This window comes from Streptomyces sp. NPDC054863 (genome assembly GCF_053610825.1).
Genome location: NZ_JBSGZD010000016.1, coordinates 1 through 18,028, shown reverse-complemented (window position 1 = coordinate 18,028; position 18,028 = coordinate 1). Strand labels below are relative to the sequence as shown.

16 protein-coding genes and 2 pseudogenes are annotated in these 18,028 nt (G+C 70.9%); 13 read left to right on the top strand and 5 right to left on the bottom strand.

The features are described from left to right. The first annotated feature begins 2 nt into the window (after positions 1-2). Entirely contained in the window at positions 3-1,190 is a 1,188-nt protein-coding gene (locus ACWGIG_RS05600) for a cytochrome P450 family protein (RefSeq protein WP_453320230.1), read from the top strand. Positions 1,191-1,388: 198 nt separating this feature from the next. Here ACWGIG_RS05600 and ACWGIG_RS05595 read toward each other — a convergent pair whose 3' ends face one another. After that, on the bottom strand, positions 1,389-2,294 hold the full coding sequence (locus ACWGIG_RS05595; protein ID WP_453320267.1) for a helix-turn-helix domain-containing protein: 906 nt from the start codon (positions 2,292-2,294) through the stop codon (positions 1,389-1,391). A 146-nt stretch (positions 2,295-2,440) separates the two neighbouring features. On the opposite strand from ACWGIG_RS05595, the gene ACWGIG_RS05590 reads away from it, so the two are divergent. Then, positions 2,441-3,100: an NAD(P)-dependent oxidoreductase gene (locus tag ACWGIG_RS05590; RefSeq protein WP_453320229.1), complete on the top strand. Its 660-nt coding sequence runs from the start codon at positions 2,441-2,443 to the stop codon at positions 3,098-3,100. A 148-nt stretch (positions 3,101-3,248) separates the two neighbouring features. Here ACWGIG_RS05590 and ACWGIG_RS05585 read toward each other — a convergent pair whose 3' ends face one another. Continuing rightward, positions 3,249-4,250 (bottom strand): Gfo/Idh/MocA family protein, encoded by a 1,002-nt coding sequence (locus ACWGIG_RS05585; RefSeq protein WP_453320228.1) that lies wholly within the window; start codon positions 4,248-4,250, stop codon positions 3,249-3,251. Between the two features lie 242 nt (positions 4,251-4,492). Between ACWGIG_RS05585 and ACWGIG_RS05580 the strand changes: the two genes are divergently transcribed. The 9 genes and pseudogenes from ACWGIG_RS05580 to ACWGIG_RS05540 all read left to right on the top strand — a co-directional run. Next, positions 4,493-5,212, top strand: a complete 720-nt coding sequence (locus ACWGIG_RS05580) for a GntR family transcriptional regulator (protein ID WP_453320266.1) — start codon at positions 4,493-4,495, stop codon at positions 5,210-5,212. A 109-nt stretch (positions 5,213-5,321) separates the two neighbouring features. Beyond that, entirely contained in the window at positions 5,322-6,326 is a 1,005-nt protein-coding gene (locus ACWGIG_RS05575) for a sugar ABC transporter substrate-binding protein (protein WP_453320227.1), read from the top strand. Positions 6,327-6,436: 110 nt separating this feature from the next. After that, the gene (locus ACWGIG_RS05570; protein WP_453320226.1) at positions 6,437-7,450 is read left to right on the top strand and encodes a sugar ABC transporter substrate-binding protein; all 1,014 of its coding nucleotides are present in this window, start codon (positions 6,437-6,439) and stop codon (positions 7,448-7,450) included. Next, complete coding sequence (locus tag ACWGIG_RS05565) at positions 7,447-8,508, top strand: ABC transporter permease (protein ID WP_453320225.1); 1,062 nt, start codon at positions 7,447-7,449, stop codon at positions 8,506-8,508. Before ACWGIG_RS05570 ends, ACWGIG_RS05565 begins: the two co-directional genes overlap by 4 nt. Continuing rightward, a complete protein-coding gene (locus ACWGIG_RS05560) occupies positions 8,505-9,362 on the top strand; it encodes an ATP-binding cassette domain-containing protein (RefSeq protein ID WP_453320224.1) in 858 nt (285 codons plus the stop codon). Before ACWGIG_RS05565 ends, ACWGIG_RS05560 begins: the two co-directional genes overlap by 4 nt. 212 nt (positions 9,363-9,574) lie before the next feature. Next, a pseudogene (locus ACWGIG_RS05555) lies at positions 9,575-10,714 on the top strand (ROK family glucokinase); the annotation flags it as partial. Between the two features lie 242 nt (positions 10,715-10,956). Continuing rightward, positions 10,957-11,541: a hypothetical protein gene (locus ACWGIG_RS05550; protein WP_453320223.1), complete on the top strand. Its 585-nt coding sequence runs from the start codon at positions 10,957-10,959 to the stop codon at positions 11,539-11,541. A gap of 199 nt (positions 11,542-11,740) precedes the next feature. Beyond that, positions 11,741-12,103: a hypothetical protein gene (locus ACWGIG_RS05545; RefSeq protein WP_453320222.1), complete on the top strand. Its 363-nt coding sequence runs from the start codon at positions 11,741-11,743 to the stop codon at positions 12,101-12,103. 85 nt (positions 12,104-12,188) lie between these two features. Then, positions 12,189-12,299, top strand: a pseudogene (locus ACWGIG_RS05540) (CGNR zinc finger domain-containing protein); the annotation flags it as partial. Between the two features lie 45 nt (positions 12,300-12,344). On the opposite strand, the gene ACWGIG_RS05535 reads toward ACWGIG_RS05540, so the two are convergent. The 3 genes from ACWGIG_RS05535 to ACWGIG_RS05525 all read right to left on the bottom strand — a co-directional run bounded on the left by ACWGIG_RS05535 (position 12,345) and on the right by ACWGIG_RS05525 (position 16,578). Further along, positions 12,345-13,997: an amidohydrolase gene (locus ACWGIG_RS05535; protein ID WP_453320221.1), complete on the bottom strand. Its 1,653-nt coding sequence runs from the start codon at positions 13,995-13,997 to the stop codon at positions 12,345-12,347. A gap of 25 nt (positions 13,998-14,022) precedes the next feature. Then, positions 14,023-14,865 (bottom strand): mycofactocin-coupled SDR family oxidoreductase, encoded by an 843-nt coding sequence (locus ACWGIG_RS05530; RefSeq protein ID WP_453320220.1) that lies wholly within the window; start codon positions 14,863-14,865, stop codon positions 14,023-14,025. A 204-nt stretch (positions 14,866-15,069) separates the two neighbouring features. After that, positions 15,070-16,578: an alpha/beta fold hydrolase gene (locus ACWGIG_RS05525; RefSeq protein WP_453320219.1), complete on the bottom strand. Its 1,509-nt coding sequence runs from the start codon at positions 16,576-16,578 to the stop codon at positions 15,070-15,072. 85 nt (positions 16,579-16,663) lie between these two features. Between ACWGIG_RS05525 and ACWGIG_RS05520 the strand changes: the two genes are divergently transcribed. Together ACWGIG_RS05520 and ACWGIG_RS05515 are read left to right on the top strand one after the other, a co-directional pair. After that, positions 16,664-17,239 (top strand): CGNR zinc finger domain-containing protein, encoded by a 576-nt coding sequence (locus ACWGIG_RS05520; RefSeq protein ID WP_453320218.1) that lies wholly within the window; start codon positions 16,664-16,666, stop codon positions 17,237-17,239. Between the two features lie 89 nt (positions 17,240-17,328). Continuing rightward, positions 17,329-17,940, top strand: a complete 612-nt coding sequence (locus ACWGIG_RS05515; RefSeq protein WP_453320217.1) for a peptidase inhibitor family I36 protein — start codon at positions 17,329-17,331, stop codon at positions 17,938-17,940. The last annotated feature ends 88 nt before the right edge of the window (positions 17,941-18,028 follow it).

Here is an 18,028-nt window from a genome sequence, read left to right as displayed (position 1 = left end):
CCATGACGATCATTGATCTGCGCGACCGGACCGAGGACTTCACGGCGAACCCGTATCCGTACTACGAGAAGATGCGCCAGGCCGGACCCGTGCACCACGTCCGCACCGCCGACGTGGACGAGATGTGGCTGGTCGTCGGGTACGAAGAGGCCCGCAAGGCCCTCGCCGACCCCCGGCTCGCCAAGAACTGGCGCACCTCGGAGCTGTGGGACGAGGACCAGGTCACCCCGATGAGCAGCAACATGCTGGAGACCGACCCGCCGCAGCACACCCGGCTGCGCAAGCTCGTCGCCCGCGAGTTCACCTCGCGGCGCGTCGAGGCGATGCGCCCGCGCGTCCAGCAGATCACCGACGAGCTCATCGACTCCATGACGGCGAAGGGGAGTTCCTCGGCCGACCTGGTCGACGCGCTCGCCTTCCCGCTGCCCATGACGGTCATCTGCGAACTCCTCGGCGTGCCCGACCTCGACCGGGACCGCTTCCGTGCCTGGTCCAGCGAGGTCGTCGCGCCGACCGGCGCCGAGGCGAGCCTGGCTGCCGTAGGCGAAATGGGCGCCTACCTCGCGGAGTTGATCGAGGCCAAGGGCTCGTCCCCCGGTGAGGACCTGCTCAGTGCGCTCATCAGGACCGGCGAGGAGGACGGCGACCGGCTCTCGCCCGACGAACTCGTCGGCATGGCCTTCCTGTTGCTCGTCGCAGGCCACGAGACCACCGTCAACCTCATCTCCAACGGTGTCCGCGCCCTGCTCTCCCACCCCGACCAACTCGCCGCCCTGCGCGGTGACTTCGACGGTCTGATCGACGGCGCGGTGGAGGAGATGCTGCGTTACGAAGGACCGGTGGAGAACTCGACCTTCCGGTTCGCCCGCGAGAGCGTCGAGATCGGCGGCCTGGTCGTCCCGCAGGGCAAGCCCGTGCTCGTCTCGCTCGCGGGCGGCGACCGCGACCCGGCCCGCTACCCGGACCCGGACCGCTTCGACATCCGGCGCGCCCCGCAGGGCCACCTCGCCTTCGGGCACGGCATCCACTTCTGTCTGGGCGCCCCGCTGGCCCGCATGGAGGGGCGCATCGCCATCCGCACGCTGCTGGAACGCTGCCCCGACCTGGCGCTCACCCCGGACGGCGGCCCGCTGGACTGGCTGCCGGGCCTGCTCATCAGGGGCGTGCGGAAGCTGCCTGTCCGCTGGTGAGCGGGAAGCGGGACACCGCCTCGCGGAATCCGTCCGGATCCTCCGCCCAGGGCAGGTGCCCCGCTTCCGCAGTACGGCACGGACGGCGTGCGGCAGCCCCCGGGCGAGACAGTCCGCGGCGGCGCGCGGGCGGAGGGAGCACGCACATCAGGCCGTCCCAGATGCCGGGCCCGCCGTGGCGCAGCACCCAGGAGAGGCTCAGGACGTGCTGCCCCGCGCCGTCGTGCGGAACGCCAACGGACTTGCTCCCACGCGCTGTTGGAAGAACTTCCCGAAGTTGGCCGCGTCCTGGAAGCCGAGCAGCCCCGCGACCCTCGCCGCGCTGTGGTCGCTGTGCGTGAGCAGCCGCTTGGCCTCCAGGACCACCCGCCGGTCGATGAACTCCTTCGCGCCGACCCCCGCCGCGGCGAGCGTCGCCCGGGACAGGGTGCGGGACGCGTAGCCGAGGACGCGGGCGTAGTCCTCGACCCGTCGGGTCCGCGCGAAGTCCCGCTCCACCGCCGCACGGAACAGCAGGAACGCGTCCGGGCTGTCGCGGGCCGCCGGCTCCTCCCCGATGTGCGCGAGCCGCAGCACCAGGACCGCGAGCAGATGGCGGAGCACCGACAGATGGGTCTCCAGAGGGAGCGGCGAGCCGTCGCGCAGGGACCGGAACTCCTGGCCCAGGTGGTCGAGGGCGCGTCGCGCCGCCTGTGCGTCGTCCCCGGCAGGGCGTCGTACCGTCGGCCCGAACGGGTCGTCCAGCCGGGCGGCCGTACCCGTCGCAGGGTCCGCGAACCCCGCCTCGAACAGGACGAGGGTCCCCTCCGCACCGGACAGGCCGTCCCAGCGATGCACCTGCCCCGGCCGTACCCACAGCCACTCGCCGGGCAGCAGCTCGTACGACGTGAAGTCCACCATCAGCGGGAGCACACCGCCCTCCAGCCGCAGGAGGTGGTGGAAGTCGGGGCGGTGCGGCACGGAAATCGCACCCGCACAGGCATTGCGGCGCAGCGCGGCGAGGGTCAGGACCTCCACGCCGGCCGGGGCCGAGCTGGGGGCCTGGAACCGGACCTCCGGGATCGCCGGAACGCTCGGTTCACTCGATTGTCGGTTTTTCACCACCATGTGTCCGGAGCGTACCCGGCATTTGCCTCCCTCACCTCCTATGTTGAAGAGGCAACGGAACACCACCGGTCTTCCGGACCGGAAAATCACCACCCCTCGTACATGTACAGCCACCCTCGGCACCGCTCGGAAGGACTCCTCCCATGGCCAAGATCTCCCTCTTCGGGGCCAACGGATCCATCGGCACCCGCATCCTGCGCGAAGCCCTCGACCGGGGGCACAAGGTCACCGCCGTCGTCCGCGACCCGGCGAAGCTGACCGTCCCCGCCCACCAGAACCTCACCGTCATCACCGGCGACGTCCTCGACCCGGCATCGGTGACCGACGCGGCCAAGGGGCAGGACGTCCTGATCAGCGCGGTCGGCGGCGGTGGCGGCGACGGCCCCGGCCACCTCGCGACCATCGAGCCCGCGGCGAAGTCCCTGGTCGAGGGGGTGCGTGCGCTGGGTGCTGATGCGCCCCTGCTGCTCACGGTCGGCGGCGCCGGTTCGCTGCGCACCCCGGACGGCAAGCAGGTGTGGGACACCGAGGGCCTCCCGGAGTTCGTGCTCCAGATCATGCACGCGCACGGCGACGCGCTCGCCTTCTACCGCACGGTCAGCGACATCCGCTGGACCAACCTCAGCCCCGCCGGCACCATCGAGCCCGGCGAGCGCACCGGCGTCTACCGCACGGACGTCGACAACCTGGTCCTGGACGCCGAGGGCAACAGCCGCATCAGCTCCGAGGACTACGCGGTCGCGCTGATCGACGAGATCGAGCGCCCGCAGCACGTCGGGGAGCGCTTCACGGTCGGCTACTGAGACCGGATCCGCAGCGTGAACTCCCCTGATCGACGGGGGAGTTCACGCGCGCATCTCCGCCGACCGGTGGAGGCGTTCACGCGCACGTACTTCTGCCGACCGGTGGAGGCATTCACGCGCACGTACTTCCGCCGACCGGTGGAGGCGTTCACGCACCGGGCACTTCCGCGAGCCGGACCGCCCGGCCCTCCCGCCGGGACACCTCGCACGCCTCCGCCACCCGCAGCGCCTCCAGCGCCTCCCGCCCGTCGCAGGGGTTGGACCGCTCGCCCCTCACGACCCCGACGAACGAGTCCAGCTCCGCCTCGTACGCCGGGGCGAACCGCTCCAGGAACCCGGCCCACGGCTTGGCGGGGGCGGGCGGGCCCGACGCCTCGGCGGAGGTGATCGGGGTCCGGTCGTCCAGGCCGACCGCGAGCTGGTCGAGCTCCCCGGCCAGCTCCATCCGCACGTCGTAGCCCGCGCCGTTGCAGCGCGTCGCGGTCGACGTGACGAGGGTCCCGTCGTCCAGGGTCAGCACCGCCGCGGCCGTCGCCACGTCGCCCGCCGCCGCGAACATCGCGGGCCCAGCCGCCGAGCCCGCCGCGTACACCTCCACCACCTCGCGCCCGGTCACCCAGCGCAGGATGTCGAAGTCGTGGACCAGACAGTCCCGGTAGAGCCCGCCGGAGAGCGGCAGATACGGGGCCGGAGGCGGCGCCGCGTCGGAGGAGACCGTACGCACCGTGTGCAGCCGGCCGAGCTCGCCCGCCCGCACCCGCTCGCGCGCCACCGCGTACCCGGCGTCGAAGCGGCGCATGAAGCCGAGCTGCAGCACCGTGCCCGCCGACTCCACCTCGCGCAGCGCCTCCAGGGTTCCCGGCAGGTCGGTGGCGATGGGCTTCTCGCAGAAGCAGGGGAGCCCGGCCCGGGCGGCCCGGCCGATCAGCTCCGCGTGCGCGGCCGTCGCCGACGCGATGACCAGCGCGTCGAGACCCGAGGCCAACAGATCCTCCGCAGGGGTGAATTCGGCCCCCACGCGCCGGGCGACCTCCGCGGCGCGTCCCGCGTCCGCGTCGGCCAGTACGAGCGAGTCCACCTCGCGGTGCCGGGCGAGCACCCCGGCGTGGAAGGAGCCGATCCGGCCCGTTCCCATGAGTCCGATACGCATGCGCCCAGCCCACAACAGGCCCGGAACCCTGTCAAGAACTTTGTCCGGACAATAGGACCTACGCCCAACGGTCGTACGGCAACAGGGCATGCCGTCCGGGCAACCGAGACCTTCGGACAACAGAGACCTACGGACAACAGGACTCACGCGCAACGGACTTGGTGACGTCCTGCTGCGACAGGGCTACGCTCACTGCCGTGCCAAAACACGCGACCGCCTCCACCGTCGCCCTCCAGCTCGGCGTGGACCGCGCCAGCCCCGTCCCCCTCTACTTCCAGCTCTCCCAGCAACTCGAAGAAGCCATAGAGAAGGGCCGGCTCTCACCCGGCAGCCTCCTCGGCAACGAGGTCGAGCTGGCCGCCCGCCTCGGCCTGTCCCGCCCCACCGTCCGGCAGGCCATCCAGTCCCTCGTGGACAAGGGGCTGCTGGTGCGCCGCAGGGGCTTCGGCACACAGGTCGTGCACAGCAGGGTCAGACGCCCCCTCGAACTGAGCAGCCTGTACGACGACCTGGAGGCGGCCGGACAGCGACCCTCGACCCGCGTCCTGCACAACGCCGTCGAACCGGCGGGTCCCGCCGTGGCCGCCGCCCTCGCCGTCGCGGAGGGCACCGAGGTGCACCGCATCGACCGGCTGCGCTCCGCCCACGGCGAGCCGATGGCGTACCTGCGCAACCACCTGCCCGCCGGGCTGCTCACCCTCGACAGCGTCGAGCTCGAAGCGACCGGTCTCTATCGGGTGATGCGCGCCGCCGGGGTCATCCTGCACAGCGCCCGCCAGACCGTCGGTGCACGGGCGGCGGGGGCCGAGGAGGGCGCGCTCCTCCACGAGAGCGCCGGGGCACCCCTGCTCACGATGGAACGGCGGACCTTCGACGGCACCGGCCGGGCGGTCGAGTTCGGCTCGCACCTCTACCGGGCCTCGCGGTACACCTTCGACTTCCAGCTCCTTGTCCGGACATGAACCGCACCCCGTGAGGAATGTCCGGACAAACCATTGACGGGATCGCGCAGCCGCCGCTAGAACTCCCCCAGCCGCAACCGGGCGGCGGGGGAGACGAGGCGGACCCACGATGCGTACCACTCGTACGGCGACAGCCCTGACCACCGCGGGCCTGCTGGCCGCACTCACTCTCACGGGGTGCAGCGGGTCCGGCGGCAAGAGCTCCGAGGACAAGCCGGAACAGAGCGGCGCGGGCGGCGCACCGGCCGGCACGCCCCGTATCAAGATCGCGATGATCACCCACTCGGGCGAGGGCGACACCTTCTGGGACATCGTGCAGAGCGGCGCCAAGGCCGCCGCGGCCAAGGACAACGTCGAGTTCCTCTACTCCGCCAACAAGGAGGGCAAGGAACAGGCCCAGCTCATAGAGGCGGCCGTCGACCAGAAGGTGCAGGGCATCGTCGTCACCCTCGCCAAGCCCGAAGCCGTCGGCGCGGCGGTCAAGAGGGCCGTCGCCGCCGGCATCCCCGTCGTCACCATCAACTCCGGCGGCCGGCACTCCAAGGCCCTGGGCGCGCTCAGCCACATAGGCCAGGACGAGGCGGTCGCCGGCCAGGGCGTCGGCGAGGAGCTCGCCAAGCGCGGAAAGAAGAAGGTCCTCTGCGTCATCCACGAACAGGGCAACGTCTCCCTCGAAGAGCGCTGCGCGGGCGTGAAGCAGACGTTCAAGGGGAGTGTCGAAAACCTCAATGTGGAGGGTACGAACATGCCCGCCACCACCTCCTCCATCGAGGCGAAGCTCCAGACCGCCAAGGACATCGACGCCGTCGTCACCCTCGGCGCGCCCTTCGCGGACGCGACGGTGAAGGCGAAGGCGGGCTCCGGAAGCAAGGCGGAGGTCGACACCTTCGACCTCAACGCGGCCGTCGTGAAGAGCCTCAAGTCGCAGGCCGTCGGCTTCGCCGTCGACCAGCAGCCGTACCTCCAGGGCTACCTCGCCATCGACGAAATCTGGCTGAATCGCACCAATGGGAACGTCCTGGGCGGCGGCAAACCGGTCCTTACCGGACCCGCGATCGTCACCGCGAAGGACGTCCCGGCGCTTGAGAAATACACCGCCCGCGGCACCCGATGACCAACCCGCTGACCACACGACGGACCCCCATGACCGATACTTGGGCGGCCGGGGTCTGGCTCAATACCCCCCGGCCGCACCCAGGAGTACAGCGAGAAGGGCAAGACGTCGTGGCAAGGGTTCGGACAGGGGTACGCGCGCTGGGCGCCGTGCTGGCGGCGGTGCTCGGGGCTTCCCTCACCGGTTGCAGCAGCACAGGCGGCAAGCGGGCCGAGGAGCGCGCGGCTGCGGTCGCCGCCCAGGGCAAGGCCGCGGTGAACACCCCCAAGTGGACCTTCGCCATGGTCACCCACTCGGGTGCAGGGGACACGTTTTGGGACATCGTCCAGAACGGCGCCAAACAGGCCGCCGTCAAGGACAACATCGACTTCCTCTACGCCAACAACGCGGAGGCCCAGCAGCAGGCCCAGCTGGTCGACACGTACATCGACAAGAAGGTCGACGGCCTGATCGTCACCCTCGCCAAGCCGGACGCCATGAAGGGCGTCCTCGCCAAGGCGAAGAAGGCCGGCATCCCGGTCGTGACGATCAACTCCGGCACCGCCGAGTCCAAGGCCTTCGGGGCGCTCACCCACATCGGCCAGGACGAGACCATCGCGGGCGAGGCGGTCGGCGAGGAACTGACCGGGCGCGCGAAGAAGAAGGCCCTGTGCGTCCTGCACGAGCGGGGCAACGTCGGCCACGAGCAGCGCTGCGACGGCGTCAAGAAGTCCTTCAAGGGCACGGTCGAGAACCTCTACGTCGACGGCACCAACATGCCCGACGTCCAGGCGTCCATCGAGGCCAAGCTCCAGACCACCAAGGACATCGACGCCGTCGTCACCCTCGGCGCGCCCTTCGCGGACGCCGCCGTCCAGGCCAAGCAGCAGGCGGGCAGCCAGGCCGAGATCGACACCTTCGACCTCAACGCCAAGGTCGCCGACTCGCTGGCCTCCGGGGCCCTCGGCTTCGCCGTCGACCAGCAGCCCTACCTCCAGGGGTACGAGGCCGTCGACCTGCTCTGGCTCTACCGCTACAACGCGGACATGCTCGGCGGCGGCAAGCCCGTCCTCACGGGCCCGCAGATCATCACCAAGGACAGCGCGGCCGAGCTGAAGGCGTACACGAAGCGGGGGACCCGATGACAGCGACCGCACCCGCACCACATCCCGAGCCGCCCCTCAAGGCCGACGAACGGCTGGTCCACACCTCGCCGCTGCGCAAGCTGATGGGCCGCCCGGAGCTCGGGTCCATCGTCGGCGCGCTCGCCGTGTTCCTGTTCTTCTCGATCGCCGCCGACAGCTTCCTGCGCGCCTCCAGCTTCGGCACGGTGCTCTATGCGGCGTCGACGATCGGCATCATGGCGGTCCCCGTCGCGCTCCTGATGATCGGCGGCGAGTTCGACCTGTCGGCCGGCGTCATGGTGACCAGCTCCGCGCTGATCTCCTCGATGTTCAGCTACCAGATGACCGCCAACGTCTGGGTCGGCGTCTTCGTCTCGCTCCTGGTGACGCTGCTCATCGGCGTCTTCAACGGCTTCATGCTGACCCGCACCAAACTCCCGAGCTTCATCATCACGCTCGGCACCTTCCTGATGCTGACCGGCCTGAACCTCGGCCTCACCAAGCTCATCAGCGGCACCGTCTCCACCAAGAGCATCGGCGACATGGAGGGCTTCGAGTCCGCCAAGGCAGTCTTCGCCTCCCAGATCACCATCGGCTCGGTGAACCTCAAGGTCACCATCCTCTGGTGGTTCGTCCTGATCGCGCTCGCCACCTGGATCCTGCTGCGCACCCGCGCCGGAAACTGGATCTTCGCGGTCGGCGGCGAGAAGGACGCCGCCCGCGCCACCGGCGTACCCGTCAACAAGACCCGCATCGGCCTCTACATGGGCGTCGCCTTCGCGGCCTGGGTCTCAGGACAGCACCTGCTGTTCTCGTACGACGTCGTCCAGTCCGGCGAGGGCGTCGGCAACGAGCTGACGTACATCATCGCGGCCGTCATCGGCGGCTGCCTGATCACCGGCGGGTACGGCTCCGCGATCGGCTCGGCGGTCGGCGCGTTCATCTTCGGCATGACGAGCAAGGGCATCGTCTACGCCGAGTGGAACCCGGACTGGTTCAAGTACTTCCTCGGAGCGATGCTCCTTCTGGCCACCCTGCTCAACGCATGGGTACGCAAGCGCGCGGAGGCACGGTCATGAGCACGGACGCGAGCACAGCCGTCGCACCGGGGACCCCGCTCGTCGAGCTCGACCGCGTGTCGAAGTTCTACGGCAACATCAAGGCGCTGGAGAACGTCTCCCTCGAAGTGCACGCGGGCGAGATCAGCTGCGTGCTCGGCGACAACGGTGCGGGCAAGTCCACCCTCATCAAGATCATCGCCGGGCTGCACCAGCACGACGCGGGCACCTTCCGCATCGAGGGCGCCGAAACCACCCTGGTCAACCCGCGCGACGCCCTCGACCGGGGCATCGCCACCGTCTACCAGGACCTCGCCGTCGTCCCCCTGATGCCCGTCTGGCGCAACTTCTTCCTCGGCTCCGAGCCCACGAAGGGGCGCGGCCCCTTCCGTCGCCTGGACGTCGAGATGATGCGCGAGACGACCCGCTCCGAGCTGCTGCGCATGGGCATCGACCTGCGCGACGTCGACCAGCCCATCGGCACCCTCTCGGGCGGCGAGCGGCAGTGCGTCGCCATCGCCCGCGCCGTGTACTTCGGCGCGAAGGTCCTCGTCCTCGACGAGCCGACGGCCGCCCTCGGCGTCAAGCAGTCCGGTGTCGTCCTGAAGTACGTCGCCGCCGCGCGGGACGCGGGCCTCGGTGTCGTCCTCATCACACACAACCCGCACCACGCCTACCTCGTGGGCGACCGCTTCGTGCTCCTCAAGAGGGGGGCGATGTCCGGCAGCAGCACCAAGGACGAGACCACCCTCGACGAGCTCACCCGGCAGATGGCCGGCGGCAGCGAACTCGACGAGCTCAGCCACGAACTGGAGCGCGCCCCGTCCCCCGCGCACCTCGGCGGGCACCCGGTCGACGAGAAGCCCGAGAAGTAGCCCCGAAGGCCCCTCCGGCGCGCGCCGGAGGGGCCTTTCGGCGCACGGCCGGTGTGCGGAACGACATCGTCCGTCGGGCTTTCGGGTGACCCCCGGGCGCACGCCCGGACAGGTTCCTTATGCGTACGGATGGCACAATCGGCGGCGGTGGGCGCCGTCCGCCGCCGGGCCCCGAGGCGCTGGCTCCCCGACACCGCAGAAGGCCCCGGCCGATGAGCAGCTCCTACCGTGACTTCGCAGGCCGCGGCACCGCCCGCGCCACCGTCCTGCGCACCGTCGGCCCCCGCGAACGCCGCTCCCACCTGACCGCCCCGCGTGTGCCCACCGTCGGCATCGACATCGGCGGTACGAAGGTGATGGCGGGCGTCGTCGACGCCGACGGCAACATCCTGGAGACCCTGCGCACCGAGACGCCGGACAAGTCCAAGAGCCCCAAGGTCGTCGAGGACACCATCGTCGAGCTGGTCCTGGACCTCTCCGACCGGCACGACGTGCACGCGGTGGGCATCGGCGCGGCGGGCTGGGTCGATGCGGACCGCAGCAAGGTCCTCTTCGCCCCGCACCTGGCCTGGCGCAACGAACCCCTGCGCGACGCGATCTCGGCCCGCCTCGCGGTCCCCGTGCTCGTCGACAACGACGCCAACACGGCCGCCTGGGCCGAGTGGCGCTTCGGCGCCGGACGCGGCGAGGACCACCTCGTCATGATCACGCTCGGTACGGGCATCGGCGGCGCCATCCTGGAGGACGGCCAGGTCAAGCGCGGCGAGTACGGCGTCGCGGGCGAGTTCGGCCACATGCAGGTCGTGCCCGGCGGCCACCGCTGCCCGTGCGGCAACCGCGGCTGCTGGGAGCAGTACAGCTCGGGCAACGCCCTGGTCCGCGAGGCCCGCGAGCTCGCCGCCGCCGACTCCCCGGTCGCGTACCACCTGATCGAGCGCGTCGGCGGGAACATCCACGAGATCACGGGACCGCTCATCACCGAGCTGGCGCGCGAGGGCGACGCCATGTGCGTCGAACTCCTCCAGGACATCGGCCAGTGGCTCGGCATCGGCATCGCCAACCTGGCCGCCGCCCTCGACCCGTCCTGCTTCGTCATCGGCGGCGGTGTGAGCGCCGCGGACGACCTCCTGATCGGTCCCGCCAGGGACGCCTTCCGCCGCCACCTCACCGGCCGCGGCTACCGCCCCGAGGCCCGCATCGCCAAGGCGCAGCTGGGCCCCGAAGCGGGCATGGTCGGCGCCGCAGACCTCTCCCGCCTCGTCGCCCGCCGCTTCCGCCGCGCGAACCGCCGCCGGGTGGAACGCCACGAGCGGTACGAGCGCTACGCACAGGCGATCCGCACGGCGACCACCCCGGCCGCCGCGCTGACGGGCACGGGTACGGGCACGGGCACGGGCACGGGTACGGGCACGGACAGCGGCACCGTCACCGGCAGCCGGAGCAGCGCGCACGGTGCGGCACCGACCGACACGCCCACCCCCACCCCCGCGCCCACGAACTCCGCGAACCCCACGGAGCCGAGCACACCCACCCCCGACACCACCCCCAGCACCCCCAGCATCCCCCGCACCAACAGCGCACAGGGAACCTCCGAATGACATCCACGATTCCCCACCAGGGCCCGTCCCCCGACGACCGCAAGGGCCGGCCGCCGGAGAGCCGACGCCGCGTGATCGTGCGCCGCACGATCACCGCGGTCACCATCGTGCTGCTCATCGGCATCCCCGCCGGCTACCTGCTCGTCTCCGCCGAGCAGAGCCGCGACAGCGGTCGCAACAAGGAGGCCGAGGCCGCCGCCGGGGGACTCACCGTCGGCTGGCCCTCCCAGGTGCAGCGGCGCATCTACCACCTGCCGATCCCGCTGATGGCCCAGAACCTCGCGTACTACGAGACCAACAACTGGAAGAGCAGCCGGATCCACGTCCGCTTCGCCACCACCCCCGCGGACCTCAAGACCTTCCTCAGGGACATCGGCACCTCCGCCGACGCCCTCAAGAAGGGTGCGATCACCATCCGCGAGCACGACCGGGCGACCGTCGGCTGGGTCTTCACCCCCCACCGCAAGTGGTCGGGCCTGACCTACGAGCAGAAGTCCCCGCTGCCCACCCTGGACATCACCGTGGACCGCACCGTCCCCGAGCGCCCCTGGGTGTACGCCGTCTCCACCGCGAGCCCCTGACGCGCACACTCCCGCGAGGGCGCCTCACCCGTTCACCGTCCGAGTGATCGTTTCGGCAGGTCCTCTTTCGGATGAAACCGCACCGAACCGGGCTGATCCGCCGGTCGCCGTGGCAGGCTCCAGCGGTTCCCCGGTCCGGGAAGCCGCGGCAGGCGCCACGGCGTTCAGGACTGCTCCGTTCTCCACAAGGAGTACCTTCGTGCGCTTTCGTTCCACCGCCGGTGCCGCCCTCGGCGCGCTCGCGCTCATCGTCACCCTGCCCACGTCCGCCTCGGCCGCCGAGGGTGGCTTCTTCTACACCTACAGCGGGCTCGACGGCTCCCCGCGGACCGGCATCCTGACCGACCCGCCGAGCTACGAGTGCGTGACCCTGCCGGAAGTCGGCAACCCCTCCGCGTCGAGCCCGGCGCACTCGCCGCGCAACCACACGGACGAGTACGCCACCGCCTTCACCGGCCCGCACTGCGACGGCGCGTCCTTCACCATGCGCCCCGACGGCGGTCACGCCTCCGAGCGGCTGAAGCTCCGCTCGGTGCTCTTCACCGAGTACCGGCCGAGCTGACCGCGCGCGGTAGGGGCGGGGTCGGCACGTCCGGCCCCGGCCCCACCCCCGGCAGGCCTTCGGGCCTCACGCGCCACAGGCCGAAGCGCTGCTCGGCGACCCGTCCCCCGCACGGATCCGGCGCTGGTGCAGTTCCGGCTACTGCGGCAACCGCGATCGTGCTCGCCGCCACTACGCACGTACCCGGCACCCGTAACGACTCGCTGAGAAATCCTTCCCGGCGGGTGTGGGAGACGGGTGGTCAGGGCCGACGCGCGTGTGCGTCGAAGACCGCTTCGCCTTCGATGAACGTCATCTTGACCTGGGTGGTGTGCACTTGAGTGATCGGCACGTCGAAGGGGTCCTGGTCGACGACGATGACGTCGGCGAGCATGCCCGGCTCGATGCGCCCGACCCGGTTCTCCATGCCCTCCTGGCGTGCGGAGTTGACCGTGAACAGGTCGAAGGCCTGCTCCAGCGTGATGGCCTGGGACTCGCCGAAGCCGTTGGCGCTCCCGCCCGGCTCCTGCCGGGTGACGAGCGTTTCGATGGCGGACCACGGGTTCACCGACGGCACGACGCACCAGTCCGAGCCCGCCACGACCAGTGCGCGGGCCTCCAGCATCTCGCGCACCGGCCACGCGCGTTCGACCGCTTTCGGGCCGACCGCGGCTGCGATGTCGGAGCAGATCGGGGACGGCCGCCACAGGTAGGGGGAGACTTCGAGGGTGGCGCCGATCCGCGATGCCCGCACGATGTCGGCCTTCGCCACGAACGTGCAGTGTCCGACGTTGTGCATGTACGGGCTGTGCCCGTTGGCCCTCCGGGCGGCCTCGATGGCGTCCAGCGCCGCCCTGACCGCCGCGTCGCCGGCCGCGTGGAACTTGACCGTGATGCCCATCCGGTCGAAACGGGTCACCACCTGGTTGAGGACCGCCGGTGCGATCGCGAGCAGCCCGTACCTGCTGTACTCGGGGTCCCGCCCCTCCACGGTGTCTTTGTAGGGTTCGATCATCGCGGCCGTATGGCTGTCGGTCGGTACCCCGTCGAGGAAGATCTTCACGCAGTCGGGCGTGATGTGACCGCTCGCGTAGCGGTTCCGTCCGGCGATCACGTCCTCGCACGCAGGATCGTGGGGGGACCACACGAGACAGAGGCGCACCCGCTGCCTGACGGCTCCGCGCGCGGCGAGCCGGGTGTAGGCACGCAGCTCGGCCCGCGGCCCGGCGGTGAACCCGACCGCGGCCTCGGTGAACGACGTGATCCCGTAGGAGAGCATCTCTCCCAGTGCCCACTCCAGAGCCGCCTCGACCTCCTCGTCGGACGGTGTGGGGGCCGAGGCGGCGAGCAGTTCGGCGGCGGTCTCGCGCTGTATGCCGCTCGGGTTGCCCGCGGCGTCCCGCTCGAAGATTCCGCCTGCCGGGTCGGGTGTGCCGGGGCCGATCCCGGCGACCCTGAGCGCCGCGCTGTTCGCCCACGAGCTGTGTCCGCTGGTGTCCTCCAGGAGGACCGGATTGTTGGGGGCGACGGCATCGAGCATGGTCCGATTCGGGATCGTGCCCAGGGCGAACGCGTCCCATTGCCCGCCGAGGACCCATGTGCGGGGGGCGGCCCGGGACACGCGCTCGGCCACGATGCGCAGGGTGGTGGCCAGGCTGGACCCCTGCGGGATCTTGCAGCGGCGTTCACGGATCCCGGCGTAGATCGGGTGCACGTGCAGGTCGTGCAGGCCCGGAAGGACGGTGTCGCCGGCCAGGTCCCGCACCCGCGTGTCCGGTCCGCGCCGTCGCAGCATGTCGGCACTGGTGCCCACCGCGTCGATGACACCGTCGCGCACGGCGAGCCCCTCGGCCCAGCCCGACGACGTCCTGACGTGCCCGCCCACGAAAACGGTGTCGGCGTGCTGATCGAACATGACGTTCCCCCTCCAGCTCGGCGACTCAGCGGCGGTTGATGAATCCGGCGTCGACGGGCAGCGCGACACCGGTGACGTAGCGGGCTTCGTCAGAGGTCAGCCACAGCACGGCATTCGACACGTCGACCGGTTCGATCATGCGCACCGGAAGGGCGTTGGGCGCCTGCCCGGACAACATCGGGTCCCGGGCGACGAATTCGACGATGGCGGGGTCGGTGACCATGCGGGTGGCCACCCCGGTGGGGTGCACGGAGTTCACCCTGATGCTGTACGGGGCGAGGTTGTTGGCGTACGTGTGCATCAGGCCGACCGCACCGTGTTTGGAAGCCGCGTAGCCGAGCCCGCCGTTACTGGCCCCGCCGATACCGACCAGGCCGGCGGTGGAGTTGACGATCACGATCGAGCCGCCCTGCCCTGCGGCGACCATCGAAGGGATGGCCACCTCGACGGTGTGGAAGGTGCCGGTGAGGTTGACGTCGATGGCGTCGTGCCACGCCTGCACCCTGTCGTTCACCAGCAGCGGTGCGATCCCGGCGTTGGCGACCACGATGTGGATCTGCCCGAACTCGGCGAGCCCCGCGTCGTACGCCTTCTGGAGGTTGGTCCGGTCCCGCACGTCAGCCTGGCGCGCCACGACGCGGCGGCCCCGGGCCCGCACTTCCGCCACCGCGTCGCGCAGGTCGTCCGGGGTCGACTGCGCGTAGGGCACGGTGTCGACCGACCGGCAGATGTCCACGATGACCAGGTCGGCGCCCTCCTCCGCCAACCGCCTGACGTGGCTGCGGCCGAGCCCTCCGGCGGCGCCGGTCACGAAGGCCACCTTGCCGTCGAGGCGCCCCTTCGTCTTCTGAGTCTTCTCGGACGGCACGGCGGGGCTCCTTGCCGGTTCCCGGGTGCTGTCGTGAGGTGAGTTGCCGAACCGTTGAGGCCACACGCTCTTCCTCCACCACTTCACGGACCCCCGGAAGCGAATCCGTCGTGCGGCCCTGTGTGTACTGCATGGTTCCGGCCTACCGCAGGGATCAACGAACGTCACCACCCGGCGCCGCTTCCGAAGGGGGCGGCGGCCCCGTCAGTAGCCGACGGTGATCCGCTCCCGGACGAAGGTTCCCTGCTCCAGCGTGTCCACGACCGCGGCGGCGAAGTCGCCCACCGATATCCGGCTCTCGCCGTCGGCGTCGGTGATCGGGGTGTCCCTGGCCTCGGCGCGGAAGGTGCCGGTCTTCGGTCCGGGAACCAGGTGCATCGGCGGCGGGCTGACATAGGTCCACTCGACCGGCGTCAGAGAGGCGCGCAGCAGGTCGAGGGCCTCCGTCTGGTCGCGTGCCGTCTCCAGGTACTCGGCGGGGAAGCCGGGGGCGTCGACGAACCGCTCGCCCGGTGCGTACTCCAGGCTGCCGCCGCCGCCCAGGAACACCAGCCGGGCAACCCCGGCCTCGGGCAGCGCCTTCAGCAGCGCCTGCGCGCTCCTCGGCACCAGGTGGTCGGGGCCCTTGACGCCGACCACCACGGCGTCGTGCCCGGCGACCGCCTCGGCCAGGGCGGCGGGGTCGCCGGCATCGGTGGTGGCACGGCCGAGCGGCGTGACCCGGTGACCGCGGGCGGTCGCCTCCGCGGCGACGGCTCCGCCGAGGTGTCCGCCCGCTCCGACGATCGCGATCTTCATGGGTGCTCTCTCCCTGGTGTCGGTGGGGCGCGCGGACGCGTCGAGGAAATCGGCGATCAAGGGGGCCATTTCGGGAAGCTTCTCCTCCAGCGCGAAGTGGCCGGTGTCGAAGACGTGCACCTGCGCCTCGGGCAGGTCGCGCAGATAGGCGTGCGCCCCGGCCTCCGGGAAGAACGCGTCCCCGCGGCCCCACAGCACCAGGGTCGGCGGGCGGTGCTCGCGCAGCCACTGCTGCCAGGCCGGGTAGCGCTCGATGTTGGAGTGGTAGTCGAGGGCCAGTGCGACCTGGGCCTCCTTGCGGCCCGGCAGGTCGAGGAAGTGCTGGTCCAGGGTCCAGCCGTCGGGGGCGACGAGGGCGGGGTCGCCGGTCCCTCCCTCGTACTGGCCCCGGGTGACGGGGAGGGTCAGGATCTCGCGGACCCGCTCCTCGGCGCCCGGTACGCCCGGTCGGTTCGCGGTCATGTCCCGGGCCAGGTCGGAGAGGCCCTCGGCGTAGGCGTTGGCGTTCTGCACGATCAGGCCGTTGATCCACTCCGGGTGCCGGGCGGCCAGCCGCATGCCGACCGGGCCTCCGAAGTCGAAGGTGTAGAGCGCGAACCCGTCCGCGCCCAGACCCAGGGCCTCGACGAAGCCCTCCATGACGTCGGCGAGGCCCTCGAAGGAGTAGACGAAGTCCTCGGGGGCCTCGGTGTGACCAAAGCCGGGGTAGTCGGGGGCGACCAGGTGGTAGCGGGTGCCGAGCGTGTCGATCAGCCGCCGGAACTGGTGCGAGGCGGACGGGAAGCCGTGCAGCAGCAGCAGCGTGGGCGCGTCGGCGGGGCCGGCTTCCCGGTAGAAGACACGGACCCCGTCCACCTCCACGAAGCGGTGGAGAGTCCGGGCGACCTCAGTGCCGGCTGTGGTGTGCTTCGTCATGTCACATGCTCCCTCGTGGCGTTGATGCATTAGTTATAGCGGGCGGGCTGCTAATGGGTCAATGGCTTGGAGTAGCATTAGATCCATGAGTAACAGGCTGCCCCTGGTCGGCGAACTCCTTCCGCTGGACCTGGTCAACACCCGCGCCAACGGACCCGGCGGCGAGGTCGACCTGCTGGACTCCGACGAGCAACTCCGGCTCTGGCTGGAGGCCCAGGCGGGACGGCTCACCCCGCCGCCCGCCGACTCCGACGGCCTCGACCTCGACGCGGTGCGGGCGCTGCGCAGTCGGATCTCGACGGTGATCGCATGCGCCCGCGACGGGGCCGAGCCGCCTGCCCAGGCCCTGCGTGCGCTCACCCGGGCCCAGCTCGCCGCTCCTCTGCACCGCAGACTCGACTGGGACGGCGGAGCCGTCACCGCGGCCCGGGTGCGTACGGGGAGCGCCACCGATGTGCTGCTCGCGGAACTGGCCGACGCCACCGTCGACCTGCTGACCGACCCGGCCGCACTCGGCAGGGTGCGCAGCTGCGAAGGACCCGGCTGCAGACTGCTGTTCCTCGCGGTGAACCCGAGACGGCGCTGGTGCTCACCTGCGCTGTGCGGAAACCGGGTGCGGGTCGGCCGGTACTACCAGCGGCACAAGGGGGAGACGGGCTGAGCGACCGACCGGAAACCACCTGTAAGCCCGACCTGTCGCCGGTTAGCGTGCACGGTGTCCTGCGCCACACCCGAGCGAAGAGGCCCTCGATGCGCACTCGAAGCAAACTGGTCGGCACAGCGGCAGCCGCGGTGCTCGCCGCCGTGGGGATGGTCTCCCCTTCCAGCGCGGCCACGGCTCCCACTGCTCCCACGGCTCTGGATGCGAAGATCGCCGCCGAGGCGAAGCAGGCCGGACTCAGCGCCCTGGAGGTCGCGGGCCTTCAGGAAAAGGTCGACGCCGAACTGAGGGCCGCACCCGACGGAGCGAGGCAGACCGGCGTGAATCAGGTCGCCTACCGCGACGGCGCGGTCATCACGCTTGCGCTCCCGGGTGAGAAGGCCGCCCGCGCGGTGGGGGAGAAGCGGACCGCGGCGGGCGTGCCCAACTGCCCGTACGGGTCGGCGTGCCTGTGGGAGCACATCGACTTCGAAGGAACCCGTTTCGCGAGGTCCCTGCCCTGCCACACCTGGATCGGTCTCGGCGGGTTCAGCAACCGCGCTTCGTCGTACCAGGACAACCAGTCCGCTGCCGCCTATCACGTGGCCAGGGACGGGGGCGCGCAGCTGTGGTCGACCCAGAACACCAATGGCCTGAGCAGGTGGGTCGGTGCCAGCAGGAACGACAAGGCGGATTCGATCATGCTGACGGGGGCGTGCTGACCCTCTGACGAGGCGTGCGGGCAGGGTGCGGGTGCGCGCACCCGGCACCCCCCCCCCAGCGCGAGTGTGGGGGCTGCCGCATCGCAGT